A 12606-nucleotide genomic window follows, 5' to 3' on the forward strand; every position below is an offset into this window, starting at 1 on the left:
TGTCCGCGTTACCTAACAAGTAACTAGAGTCGAGTCGTGACCGGCTATCGGCTGCCGGCTATCGGCCGGCGATGGCGTCGAGTTCGCGCGCCAGCCGGCGCACGGCCTGCCCGGGCGTCTGCCGCCCGGTGAGCGCGTCCTGCACGACCGCCTGCACGGCCAGGCTGACCTGCTCGTAGTGCGGGCTCTTGGGGCGCGGCCGGGCGGTGAGGACGGCGGTGCGCAGGGTCGGCAGATAGGGGAACCGCCGGATGAGCGCGGGGTCCTCGTAGAGCCCGGCGCGCACCGGTGGCAGCGCGCCCCGCGTGAGCACCTGGCGCTGCACGGGCGCGCTGGTGAGGTAGGCGATCAGGCGCGCGGCGGAGTCCGGGTGCCGGGCGTGGGTGTTGACCGCGAGGTTGGAGCCGCCGAGGACGCTCGTCCCCGGCCCGTCCGGCCCCGGCAGCGGCACGGCGCCGATCTTCCCGGCGACCCTGGAACCCGGGGCGGAGGCGACGGCGTAGGCGTAGGGCCAGTTGCGCAGGAAGAGCAGCCTTCCGTCCTGGAAGGCCTGTTTGGACTCCTCCTCCTTGTACGTCAGCGCCTGCCTCGGGATCCAGCCCTCGCGGATGCCGCGGGCGAGGAAGCCGATGCCCTCGCGGGCGGCGGCCGAGTCGACGGTGACGCGGGTGCCCTCGCCGCCGAGGATGGTGCCGCCCGCCGAGTACACGGCCTCGGCCGCGTTCACGGTGAGGCCCTCGTAGGGCAGGAACTGGCCCGCGTAACCGCCGAGTCCGTACTTCGGCGCGATGGTCCTGGCGTCGTGCTCCAGCTCGGCCCAGGTGCGCGGCGGGGACACCCCCTCCTGGTCGAGGATGTCCTTGCGGTACAGCAGGAGTCCGGCGTTCGTGACGTACGGGACCGCGTACAGCCGTCCCTCGTAGGTCGCCGTGTCCACGACCGGCGGCAGGAAGCCGGCCAGCGGGAAGCGGTCGCGGGGCAGCGGGCGGATCCAGCCGGCCGCCGCGAACTCGGAGGTCCAGTCGACGTCGATGTTGAGGACGTCGAACCGGCCCCGGTCGCCGCCGCGCAGGTCGGTCGTCATCTGCGCGTGCGTCTCGTCGGCGGAGTCCGGCAGCTCGACCAGGGTGACCTTCTCGCCGGGGTGGGTGCGGTTCCAGCCCTGGAGCAGCGGGCCGAGATAACCCGTGAGGTCACCCGCGGTGGCCAGCGTGAGCGGGCCCCGGCCGCCTCCCGCGCCCTCGTCGGCGCGGGCTCCGGAGGCCACGTACCCGGCCAGACCCACGACGAGAACGAGAAGGCCCCTACCGGCGGCGCGCATCCACCGCATAGGTTCCTCCCTGTACACCCGGCACCACGGGCACCCTCGCCCGGGGACAGAGGCCATGTATACCTGTTAGGTATGCGCGATACTAGGGCCTGGAGCACATGGAGCAGACAGGAGGACAGCACGAGTGCGCCTGCCCCTCCTGGCACTCCTCGCCCGCGGCCCGGCCCACGGCTACGAGCTGAAGCAGGACCTTGAGCAACTGCTGGGCGCCGCGTACCCTCAGCCGAACGTCGGCCAGATCTACGTCACCCTCGGCCGTCTGGAGAAGTCCGGGCTGATCGAGGGCGAGGACGTCGAGCAGTCCAGCCGGCCGAACAAGAAGGTCTACCACCTCACCGACGCCGGGCGCGAGGCGCTGCTCGCCTGGTTCGAGGAGACCGAGGACGAGCCGCGGGTGCGGGACGAGTTCTTCATGAAGCTCGCCCTCGCCCCGCAGACCGGTCTCGCCGACCAGATCGCCCTCATCAACCGGCAGCGGCGCCAGTACCTCACCACCATGCGCAACCTGTCGAGACTGGCCGCGGCCGAGAGCCGGGACAACCGAATCGCCCAGCTGCTGATCGAGGGCGCGATGCTGCACCTCCAGGCCGACCTCGACTGGCTGGAGCGGTGCCAGGAGGAACTGGAGGGTCTGGAGTGAGTGACGGGCACGCTCCGGTGCTGCGCGCCGAGAGGCTGGTGAAGACCCACTACGGCGAGGGCGCGCCCGCGCACGCCGTGCGCGGGGTCGACCTCGCCGTGGCCCGCGGCGAGTTCGTCGCGGTCACCGGGCCGTCCGGCGCGGGCAAGTCCACGCTGCTGCACCTGCTCGGCGGGCTCCAGCGGCCGGACGAGGGCAGCGTCTGGCTCGACGGCCGGTGCACGGACTCCTTCAGCGAGGCCCGCTGGGCCGTGGAGCGCAGGAAGGCCATCGGGATCGTCTTCCAGTTCTTCAACCTGGTCTCGAACCTGTCGGTCGCCGACAACGTGGAGCTGCCCGCGCTGCTGGCCGGTGCCGCGCCGAAGAAGGCCCGCGCCGAACGGGAGGCGCTGCTCGCCGAGCTGGGTCTGGAGGGCAAGGAGCGCAGCATGCCGGGCGAGCTGTCCGGCGGCGAGCAGCAACGGGTCGCGCTCGCCCGGGCGCTGGTCAACCATCCGCCGCTGCTGCTCGCGGACGAGCCGGCCGGCAGCCTGGACAGCAAGGGCACCCGCGAGGTGATGCGGCTGCTGTCCCGCTTCCACGGGCGCGGCCAGACCATCGTGCTGGTCACCCACGACGCCCGGCTGGCCAGCGCCGCCGACCGCGTGATCAGCTTCTTCGACGGCCGCATCGCCGACGACGCGGCCCTGGACGGCGCGCCGCCGCCCCGGCGCAGCGGCATATCCGGCGTGCTGGAGCTGAGGGACTGAGCGTGCTGGACCTGAGGGACGTGCGGGCCACCCTGCGCTGGGCCCACTCCGACCTGCGCACCCACCGCGGTGAGGCGCTGTTCCTGGTGCTGGCCACCGCGGGCATCGTCACCTCGCTGCTGCTCGCCGCCGCCCTGTTCGGCTACGCCACGAACCCCTGGCAGCGCACCTTCGCCGAGGCGCACGGCGCCCATGTCTGGCTGCACACCGCGCCGTCCGCCGACGCCCGCGCGCTGGCCCGGCTGGACGGGGTCACCTCCGTCGCCGGCCCCTACCGCGCCGAGTCCGCCACCGTCGCCGTCCGCGGCACCCGCGCCTCCGTCGAACTGCGCGCCACCCCTGACCTGCCCTCCGTGGGCCGGCCCCTGCTCGTCTCCGGGCACTGGCTGGACCCGGCGGCGCCGGACGGCGTGGTGCTGGAGAGCAGCCTGGCGCGGGCCCTGCTGGCCGAGCCGGGCGACACCCTGACCCTGCCCGGCACGGCGCGCACGCTCACCGTCGAGGGCATCGCGGACAGCGCCGAACCCCCGTACCGCCCCGGCGAGCAGCCCGGTCTGCTGTGGGCGCTGCCGTCCGCCGTGCGGGCCCCGGCCGGGCAGGTCATCGGGGTGCGGCTCGGCGACCCCTCCGACACCGACTACGCCGTCCAGCGGGCCGTCACCGTGCTGGGCGCCGGCGCGGTCGGCGAGGTCTCCACCTGGCAGCAGGCCCGCGCCGAGGCACAGGGCGACAACCGGCTGCTCGGCCAGGTGCTCGGGCTGTTCGGCCTGGGCGCCCTCGCCGCCGCCGGGTTCGCGGTGCACGGCGCCATCGCGACCCGCATCCGCGGGCACCTGCGGGACCTGTCGGTGCTGAAGGCGATCGGCTTCACACCCGGTCAGGTCGTACGGATCTTCCTGCTCCAGCACCTGGCGTACGCGCTGCTCGGCGCGGTGGCCGCGGCCGCGCTCACCGAGGGGCTGGGCAACCGGGTCCCGGGGCGGCTCGGGGACGCGGTGGGTGTGTGGCAGGGGCTGCCCGGGCACACCCTGGCGCTGTGCGCGGTGCCCGCGGGGGCGGTGCTGTTCATCGGTCTGACCACGGGGCTCGCGGCCTGGCGGGCGGGCCGGGTGCCGCCGGTCCCGGTGCCGCGCCCGGCCGCGCCGGCGGGCGGGCGGCTGAGCGGGGCGGCCCGGCGGGCGCTGGGGCTGCGGCTGCCGGCCGCGCTGGTCCTCGGCTGCCACAAGGCGTTCGCGGGGCGCGGCCGGTCACTGGCCACCGTGGCCCGGCTGACGCTGCCGCTGCTGCTGATCGTGGTGGCGCTCAGCGCCTGGACCACGATCGACCGCCTCCACAGCAGCCCCGAGCGGGTGGGCCTGCCGACGGCGCTCACGCTCCGCTCGGACGGCGCCCTGGACGCCTCCGGCGTACGCGGCGTGCTGGCGCACGACCCCCGGGTCGCCGCCGCCTATCCGGGCGTCGAGGTGGCCGCGCTGGTCCCCGGCCAGACCGGGACCATCGCCCTGCGCGGCGTCGGCACCCGCGCCGAGCCCTACCCCTACGCCCTCGCCGAGGGCCGCGCCGCCCGCGGTCCGGACGAGGCGGTGGCCGGCCAGGGCCTGCTCGACCTGCTGGACGCGCGGGTCGGCGACTGGGTGCGCATGACGGTGGGCGACCGGCCGCAGATCCTGCACATCGTGGGCCGCGCCCTGGAACCGCGCAACGCCGGCCGGGTCGTCACCACCTCCCTGGACACCCTCCGGGAGAACGACCCGGAGCTGTCCCCGGCCTTCTACGAGCTGCGGCTGCGCCCGGGCGCGGACCAACGCCGCGTGGCCGCCGCGCTCGCCTCGGCCGGCCACGGCCACCTGGAGGTGCACGCCGTGGCGAACCCCGCCGACGGGCTGTCCCCGCTGCGCGGAGTCGTCGCCGGACTGATCGCCGTCCTGGCCCTGATCGGGCTGGTGGAACTGCTCACCGCGATCGGCGGCAGCGTCCGCGAGGGCGAGCGGGACGTACTGGCGCTCCGGGCGATCGGCATGTCGCCACGGCAGATCACCGCGATCACCGTCACGGCGACGAGCTGCACGGCTCTCGCGGCGGTCGTCACCGGTACGGCGCTGGGGCTGCCGCTGGCCCGCCGGCTGATCGACGCCCAGGGCGGCTCCAGCGGCATCGGCGCCGGGATCGCCCAGTCCCCCTCCCCCGGCCTGCTTCTCCTGCTGGGCTCGGCCGCCGTTGTGGGGGCGGCGGCCCTGGCCGCCCTGCCCGCGTCCCGAGCGGCCCGCCGACGCCTCGCGGACACGCTGAGCGCGGTGGCCTGAGCCGGCCCAGGAGCGTCAGCCGGCTCAGGGGGACGCGGCTCGCCGGCTCCCCGGGTCTTCGCGGATCTTCCTCAGCAGGCTGCCGAAGACCGTCCCGTCGAACAGCAGGCCGTTGTACCGCACCGGGATGCGTACGCCGTTGATCTCGGCGGTGGGTGCCGGGGCCCTCGGGGTCCCGCGGGCCGCCCGCCCTCTCGTACGCGTCCTCGCTGTTGGTCACGAACGTCCGGTACTTCGTTTTCCGGACGGCCGAGTCGAAGTCCGGTCCGCGCAGCCCCGGGACGCGTCCCGCCAGCTTGAGCAGGTCGGCGTCGGTGAACCCCGCTGTCGCAGCCCACCGCCGCCACGGCCACCGCGACCGCCGTGGCCAACGCCCTGCGCACCATGCGCCACCGGATCAGCTCCGGCCGCGCAGCTCCCGGTACTTGGCGACCAGTGCCCGCGTCGACGCGTCCAGGCCGGGCACGTCTGCGCCCTCGGTGAGCGCGGGCTCGACGCGCTTGGCGAGCACCTTGCCCAGCTCCACACCCCACTGGTCGAAGGAGTCGATGTTCCACACCGCGCCCTGCACGAACACCTTGTGCTCGTAGAGGGCGACGAGCTGGCCGAGGACGGACGGGGTCAGCTCACGGGCGAGGATCGTCGTGGTCGGCCGGTCGCCCGGGAAGGTCTTGTGCGGGACCAGCTCCTCGGGGACCCCCTCCGCACGGACCTCCTCGGCGGTCTTGCCGAAGGCCAGCGCCTGGGTCTGGGCGAAGAAGTTGGCCATCAGCAGGTCGTGCTGGGCCTTCAGTTCCCCGCTCAGCTCGGCGACCGGCCGGGCGAAGCCGATGAAGTCGGCCGGGATCAGCTTGGTGCCCTGGTGGATCAACTGGTAGTAGGCGTGCTGGCCGTTCGTGCCGGGCGTGCCCCACACGACCGGCCCGGTCTGCCACTCCACCTGCTTGCCGTCGCGGGCGACGTACTTGCCGTTGGACTCCATGTCCAGCTGCTGGAGGTACGCGGTGAACCTGGAGAGGTAGTGGCTGTACGGCAGCACGGCGTGCGACTGGGCGTCGTGGAAGTTGTCGTACCAGATGCCCAACAGCCCCAGCAGCAGCGGGACGTTGTCCTCGGCCGGCGCGGTGCGAAAGTGGTCGTCGACGATCCGGAAGCCGTCCAGCATCTCACGGAACCGGTCCGGGCCGATGGCGATCATCAGGGAGAGCCCGATCGCGGAGTCGTACGAGTACCGCCCGCCGACCCAGTCCCAGAACTCGAACATGTTGGCCGTGTCGATGCCGAACTCGGCGACCTTCTCGGCGTTCGTGGACAGCGCGACGAAGTGCCTGGCCACGGCGGACTGGTCGCCGAGCGCGGCCAGCAGCCACTTCCGCGCCGAGGTGGCGTTGGTGATGGTCTCGATGGTGGTGAAGGTCTTGGAGGCGACGATGAACAGCGTCTCCGCCGGGTCGAGGTCCCGGGTGGCCTCGTGCAGGTCGGCGCCGTCCACGTTGGAGACGAAGCGGACCGTGAGGTCGCGGTCGGTGAAGCAGCGCAGCACCTCGTAGGCCATCGCGGGCCCGAGGTCCGAGCCGCCGATGCCGATGTTGATCACGTTCTTGATGCGCTTGCCGGTGTGGCCGGTCCACTCGCCCGAGCGGACCCGCTCGGCGAACCCGGCCATCTTGTCGAGCACGGCGTGCACGGCCGGGACCACGTTCTCGCCGTCGACCTCGACGACCGCGTCGCGCCGGGCGCGCAGCGCGGTGTGCAGCACGGCCCGGTTCTCGGTGACGTTGATCTTCTCGCCGCGGAACATGGCGTCCCTGAGGCCGAAGACGTCCGTCGCCGCGGCCAGCTCGCGCAGCAGGCGCAGGGTCTCGTCGGTGACCAGGTGCTTCGAGTAGTCGATGTACAGGTCACCGACCTGGAGCGTGTACCCGGTGCCGCGCGCCGGATCGGCGGCGAACAGGTCCCTGAGATGGGTGTCCGCCAGCTCCTCCCGGTGCTTGGCGAGAGCGGTCCACTCGGGCGTCTGGTTGAGCCTGGTACGGCCGTCTGCGTTCATGTCCGACTTCCGCCTTCTTTCGTGCCTGTCCCAGCCGTTCCAACCTAATTGATCAGCGCGCGGGACGAGCGGTGGAGACGCTGTCCGCGCGGGCAGCGACGGAGACGTCCGGCTCGCGTCCCGGCATCAGCGCGAGGACGTCCGCGGGGAACAGGACGGCCGCGAGCAGGGCGGGGGCGTTGAGGCCGTACAGCCCGGCCACGGCCCCCGCCGAGGAACGCGCCGAGCGGGGCACCGGAGGTGGAGGACGTACGGAAGGCCGAGGCGATGCGGCCCACCATGGACTCGGGGCTGCGCTGCTGCATCAGGGTGACCTGGTTGACGTTCCAGACCATGGTCATCGCGCCGAGCAGCAGCATCCCGGCGACCAGGGCGGCGACGTGCCGCACGGAGCCGATGAGCAGCAGCGCCCCCGTCTGGAGCGTGCCGCCGAGCAGCAGGGCCCGCACCCGGCCGGTGCGGCGCGCGATCCGCTGGGCGACGAGACCGCCGGCCAGGCTGCCGGCCGAGTACGCCGTCATGGCGGCGACGTAGCCGGTGCCGCCCGCGTGCAGCCAGCGGGTGACGTGCAGGGCCAGCGTGGCGATCAGGGCGCCCATCCCGATGTTGCACAGCAGTGTGGCCGCGCACACCGCGCGGAGCACCCGGTCGCGCCACAGCGCGCGCAGGCCCTCCCCGATCTCCGTGCGCAGGGTGCTCCCGGCCGGGCGGGGCTCCCGCTGCGGCGGCCGTATCCGCAGGGACGCCGCGAGCGCGGCGGCCACCAGGTACGTGCCCGCGTCCGCCGCGAACGGCATGAACGCCCCGGCCGCCAGCGACAGCGGCACGAACGGGCCCGCGAGCAGTCCGCCCGCGAGCTGCTGACCCGTCATCAGCCGGGCGTTCGCGCCGCCCAGGGCCTCCCGCTCCCACCAGGGAGGGCAACAGGGCCGTGGAGGCGTTGTCGAAGAGCGTCTGCAGCGCGGTGAGGGAGAAGGCGAGGGCGATCAGCAGGGGGACGGCGGCGTGCCCGAGGCCCACGGCGAGGGCGAAACCGGCGACGAGCAGACCCCGCACCGTGTCCACGAGCCACATCGCCCGCCGCTGGTCGACGCGGTCCGCCACGGCACCGCCGAACAGCCCGAACAGCAGCCAGGGCAGATAGCCGCAGGCGGTGACGGAGGTGATGACGAGGGGCTCGTCGGTGAGGCTCACGGCCAGCAACGGCAGCGCGGTCATGCGCAACGCGTCACCGAACCGGGAGACCACGGCCGCCGTCCACAGCCGGCCGAATCCCCCGCGCCAGGCGGGTGCCCCCCTGCTCGCCGTCCCGACCGCAGCCATGCCCGCCCCCTCACGATGCACCGATGAGCACACCGTAGAGGGCGCCACTGACAACGGGCCGTCCACGGCGGGGCGGGAACGGCTCCGGCCAGGCACCCTCGGGCACCCGGCCGGTCACAACTCCTAGATCTCGCCGCGCAGTTTGGCGAGCGCCTCGGCGAGGATCGCCTCCCCGTCCGCGTCGCTGCGCCGCTCCCGCACATACGCCAGGTGCGTCTTGTACGGCTCGGTGCGCGGCGGGTCCGGCGGGTTGTCCCGGTCCTGGCCGGCCGGGAAGCCGCAGCGCGGGCAGTCCCAGGTCTCGGGCACCTGCGCGTCGCTGGCGAAGCTGGGCTGCGTCTCGTGCCCGTTGGAGCACCAGAAGGAGATGCGCAGACGCGGCGCGGACTCGCCGCGCTCGGCCTCGCCCATCGGCCCCGCCCCGACCCGGCTTCCTCGGATCGCGTTGCCACTTGCCACGGTCGTAACTCCCTGCGTGATGGTGCCGCGAAGCGAGTCGGCGTTTCGCTTCGCCGCGAGCGCCTCAGTCTACGTAAGGCCCAACGCGCGTCCAGTGATTGGAGTTACCGGCCCCCACACAAAGACGCAAGCCCCATGATAGGCCGCGCTCAGGAGCGCGTACCGAACATGGGGCTTTACGTGCGGAATGTACTGCTCGCGTGTCAGCTGTTCGTCTTGATCAGCATGCCGAGGACGATGATGCACGCGAACCACAGCAGGCCGACCACGATGGTGATCCGGTCGAGGTTGCGCTCGGCGACCGAGGAGCCGCCGACGGAGGACTGCATGCCGCCACCGAACATGTCGGAGAGGCCGCCGCCCTTTCCCTTGTGCATCAGCACCAGCAGCATCAGCAGCAGGCTGAAGATGATCAGGGCGATCGAGAACCCCAAAACCACGGCTGGACCAACTTCCTCGGACTCGGATGGACGACGGGGGCACGGCACCCGGCTGTGCCCCCGCAAGAGTACGACGTATCGCCGCTACCGCCTACTCACGGACGTGATCACTGGTCGCGGAAACGCACGATCTTGACGAACTCGTCGGCGTCGAGCGAGGCGCCGCCGACCAGGGCGCCGTCGATGTCGGCCTGCCCCATGATCTCGGCGACGTTGCCCGACTTCACCGAGCCGCCGTACTGGATGCGGACCTGGTCGGCCACGTCCTGGGAGTACAGCTCGGCGATCTTGGCGCGGATGGCGGCGCAGACCTCCTGGGCGTCCCCGGCGCCGCAGACCTTGCCGGTGCCGATGGCCCACACCGGCTCGTAGGCGATCACGATCGTCCCGGCCTGCTCGGCCGGCAGGTCCTTCAGACCGCCCTCGACCTGGGCGAGGGTGTGGCTGACGTGGTCGCCCGCCTCGCGGACGTCCAGCTCCTCGCCGACGCACAGGATCGGGGTGAGGCCGTGCTTGTACGCGGCCTTGACCTTGGCGTTGACCAGCTCGTCGGTCTCGTTGTGGTACTGGCGCCGCTCGGAGTGGCCGATCGCCACGTAGGTGCACTTCAGCTTGGCCAGCATCGGGCCGGAGATCTCGCCCGTGTAGGCGCCGGAGTCGTGCGGGGAGATGTCCTGGGCGCCGTACTTGATCTTGAGCTTGTCGCCGTCGACCAGGGTCTGCACGGAGCGCAGGTCGGTGAAGGGCGGCAGGACGGCGACCTCGACGGCCTCGTAGTCCTTGTCGGCCAGGGCGAACGCGAGCTTCTGGACGTGTGCGATGGCCTCCAGGTGGTTGAGGTTCATCTTCCAGTTGCCCGCCATCAGCGGCGTGCGCGTGCTCAAGGGTCAGTCCTCCAGTGCGGCGAGGCCGGGGAGCGTCTTGCCCTCGAGGTATTCGAGGGAGGCGCCGCCACCGGTCGAGATGTGGCCGAATGCGTTCTCGTCGAAGCCGAGCGTGCGCACGGCCGCGGCGGAGTCACCGCCACCGACGACGGTGAAGCCGTCCGTGTCGACGAGTGCCTGGGCGACCTCCTTGGTGCCCTCGGCGTAGTCGGGGTGCTCGAAGACGCCCATGGGACCGTTCCAGAAGACGGTTGCGGCGTCGGCGAGCTTCGAGGCGTAGAGCTCTCGGGTCCTCGGGCCGATGTCCAGGCCCTCCTGGTCGGCGGGGATCTTGTCCGCGTCGACCACGGTGTTCTCGGTGGGCGCCTTGGTCTTCAGGTCCGGGAAGGTCCGGGAGACCACGACGTCGACGGGGAGCAGCAGCTCGACGCCCTGCTTCTCGGCCCGCTCCATGTACTCCGCGACGGCCGGGACCTGGTCCTCCTGGAGGAGGGAGATGCCGACCTCGTAGCCCTTGGCCTTGAGGAAGGTGTAGGCCATGCCGCCGCCGATCAGGAGCCGGTCGGCCTTGCCGAGCAGCTGGTCGATGACGGCGAGCTTGTCGGAGACCTTGGCGCCGCCGAGCGCGACGACGTAGGGCCGCTTGACGTCCTCGGTGAGCTTCTTCAGGACGCCGACCTCGGTGGCGATCAGGTAGCCGGCGTAGTGCGGCAGCCGGGCCGGGAGGTCGTAGACGGAGGCGTGCCGGCGGTGCACGGCGCCGAAGCCGTCACCGACGTAGACGTCGGCGAGGGCGGCCAGCCGGTCGGCGAACTCACCCCGCTCGGTGTCGTCCTTGGACGTCTCGCCGGGGTTGAAGCGCAGGTTCTCGATGACCGCTACCTGGCCGGGCTGAAGGCCGTCGACGGCGTCGTGGGCGGCGGGACCGACGGTGTCCTGGGCGAAGGCGACCGGGGCGCCGAGCAGTTCACCGAGGCGCTCGGCGGCGGGCAGCAGCGAGAAGGCGGGGTCCGGGGCACCCTTGGGGCGGCCCAGGTGCGAGGCGACGATCACCTTGGCGCCCGCGTCCGCGAGGGCCTTGACGGTGGGCAGCACGGCGCGGATGCGGCCGTCGTCGGTGATCGTCCCGTCGGCGAGCGGCACGTTGAGGTCGGCGCGGACGAAGACCCGCTTGCCGCTCACGCCGTCGGCGAGAAGTTCGTCGATCGTCTTCATGGGAGTGGACTCCTACAGGAGGGCTCGTGGTGCACCTGATCGTAAAAGGACGTGGTCAGTACGTGGGACAGGGCCCGGACAGCGCGGCGGTGCGCTGCACGGGCCCTGCTCCCACTTCGGGGTCCTGCTTCGGCGATCAGAGCTGGTTGCCGACGAAGACCGTGAGGTCGACGAGGCGGTTGGAGTAGCCCCACTCGTTGTCGTACCAGCCGATGACCTTCACGTTCTTGCCCTCCTGGACCATGGTCAGGGAGGAGTCGAAGGTGCAGGAGGCCGGGGCGTTGACGATGTCGGAGGAGACGATCGGGTCCTCCGTGTAGTCGAGAAGGCCCTTCAGCTCACCCTCGGCGGCCTTCTGGAAGGCGGCGTTGACCTCTTCCTTGGTGACCTCGCGGCCCAGCTCCACGACCAGGTCGGTGACGGAGCCGGTCGGGACCGGGACGCGCATGGCGATGCCGTCCAGCTTGCCCTTGAGCTGCGGCAGGACCAGGGCGGTGGCCTTGGCGGCGCCGGTGGTGGTCGGGATGATGTTCTCGGCAGCGGCACGGGCGCGGCGCAGGTCCTTGTGCGGGAAGTCCAGGATGCGCTGGTCGTTCGTGTACGCGTGCACCGTGGTCATCAGACCCCGGACGATGCCGAAGTTCTCGTCGAGGACCTTCGCCATCGGCGCCACACAGTTGGTGGTGCAGGAGGCGTTGGAGATGACGTGGTGGTTCGCCGCGTCGTACTTGTCCTGGTTGACGCCCATCACGATGGTGATGTCCTCGTCCTTGGCCGGAGCCGAGATGAGGACCTTCTTCGCGCCGCCGGCGATGTGCTTGGCGGCGTCTTCCTTCTTCGTGAAGATGCCCGTCGACTCGATGACGATGTCGACGCCCAGCTCGCCCCACGGGATGTCGGCCGGGTTGCGCTCGGACAGCACCTTGATGGTGTGGCCGTCGACCGTGATGGTGTCGGCGGTGTGGGAGACCTCCTGCTTGAGGCGGCCCAGGATCGTGTCGTACTTGAGCAGGTGAGCGGTGGTCGCGGTGTCACCCAGGTCGTTGACAGCCACGACCTCGATGTCCGCTCCCTGCTCCAGCAGCGCGCGGAAGTAGTTACGCCCGATGCGGCCGAAGCCGTTGATGCCTACGCGGATCGTCACGAACCGATCTCCTCGTTGGTACGCCGGCCATGCGGTGCCGGCGAGCTCTGTTTGGGATGTCCCCGACCA

General features: G+C 71.9%; 10 protein-coding genes and 1 pseudogene. 3 read left to right on the forward strand and 8 right to left on the reverse strand.

Going from position 1 to position 12606, the window contains the following annotated elements:
* Positions 1-58: 58 nt before the first annotated feature.
* Positions 59-1330: an ABC transporter substrate-binding protein gene (locus ACZ5DC_RS22100; protein ID WP_468655159.1), complete on the reverse strand. Its 1272-nt coding sequence runs from the start codon at positions 1328-1330 to the stop codon at positions 59-61.
* 124 nt (positions 1331-1454) lie between these two features.
* On the opposite strand from ACZ5DC_RS22100, the gene ACZ5DC_RS22105 reads away from it, so the two are divergent.
* The 3 genes from ACZ5DC_RS22105 to ACZ5DC_RS22115 are packed head-to-tail and all read left to right on the forward strand — an operon-like array spanning position 1455 to position 5022.
* Complete coding sequence (locus ACZ5DC_RS22105) at positions 1455-1970, forward strand: PadR family transcriptional regulator (RefSeq protein WP_468655161.1); 516 nt, start codon at positions 1455-1457, stop codon at positions 1968-1970.
* Positions 1967-2719 carry an ABC transporter ATP-binding protein gene (locus ACZ5DC_RS22110; RefSeq protein WP_468655163.1) on the forward strand — a complete coding sequence of 251 codons (753 nt, stop codon included), beginning with the start codon at positions 1967-1969 and terminating at the stop codon, positions 2717-2719. Before ACZ5DC_RS22105 ends, ACZ5DC_RS22110 begins: the two co-directional genes overlap by 4 nt.
* A gap of 20 nt (positions 2720-2739) precedes the next feature.
* Entirely contained in the window at positions 2740-5022 is a 2283-nt protein-coding gene (locus tag ACZ5DC_RS22115; protein WP_468655524.1) for an ABC transporter permease, read from the forward strand.
* A gap of 397 nt (positions 5023-5419) precedes the next feature.
* Here ACZ5DC_RS22115 and pgi read toward each other — a convergent pair whose 3' ends face one another.
* The 7 genes and pseudogenes from pgi to gap all read right to left on the reverse strand — a co-directional run bounded on the left by pgi (position 5420) and on the right by gap (position 12537).
* Positions 5420-7072 (reverse strand): glucose-6-phosphate isomerase, encoded by a 1653-nt coding sequence (gene pgi, locus ACZ5DC_RS22120; RefSeq protein ID WP_468655165.1) that lies wholly within the window; start codon positions 7070-7072, stop codon positions 5420-5422.
* Positions 7073-7124: 52 nt separating this feature from the next.
* A pseudogene (locus ACZ5DC_RS22125) lies at positions 7125-8395 on the reverse strand (MFS transporter).
* A 123-nt stretch (positions 8396-8518) separates the two neighbouring features.
* A complete protein-coding gene (locus ACZ5DC_RS22130) occupies positions 8519-8854 on the reverse strand; it encodes an RNA polymerase-binding protein RbpA (protein WP_003976875.1) in 336 nt (111 codons plus the stop codon).
* Between the two features lie 203 nt (positions 8855-9057).
* Positions 9058-9288, reverse strand: coding sequence for a preprotein translocase subunit SecG (gene secG / locus ACZ5DC_RS22135; RefSeq protein ID WP_041665101.1), 231 nt, complete (start codon positions 9286-9288; stop codon positions 9058-9060).
* A gap of 113 nt (positions 9289-9401) precedes the next feature.
* Positions 9402-10178 (reverse strand): triose-phosphate isomerase, encoded by a 777-nt coding sequence (gene tpiA, locus ACZ5DC_RS22140; RefSeq protein WP_468655167.1) that lies wholly within the window; start codon positions 10176-10178, stop codon positions 9402-9404.
* Positions 10179-10181: 3 nt separating this feature from the next.
* A complete protein-coding gene (locus tag ACZ5DC_RS22145) occupies positions 10182-11393 on the reverse strand; it encodes a phosphoglycerate kinase (RefSeq protein ID WP_468655169.1) in 1212 nt (403 codons plus the stop codon).
* A 136-nt stretch (positions 11394-11529) separates the two neighbouring features.
* Positions 11530-12537, reverse strand: coding sequence for a type I glyceraldehyde-3-phosphate dehydrogenase (gene gap, locus ACZ5DC_RS22150; RefSeq protein ID WP_468655171.1), 1008 nt, complete (start codon positions 12535-12537; stop codon positions 11530-11532).
* Between the last annotated feature and the right edge of the window lie 69 nt (positions 12538-12606).

It is taken from the genome of Streptomyces sp. NPDC031445 (genome assembly GCF_055581365.1).

Coding starts and splice junctions, on each gene's coding strand:
- ACZ5DC_RS22145 (WP_468655169.1), bottom strand. CDS start 11,393: ATGAAGACGATCGACGAACTTCTCGCCGACGGCGTGAGCGGCAAGCGG.
- ACZ5DC_RS22100 (WP_468655159.1), bottom strand. CDS start 1,330: ATGCGGTGGATGCGCGCCGCCGGTAGGGGCCTTCTCGTTCTCGTCGTG.
- pgi (WP_468655165.1), bottom strand. CDS start 7,072: ATGAACGCAGACGGCCGTACCAGGCTCAACCAGACGCCCGAGTGGACC.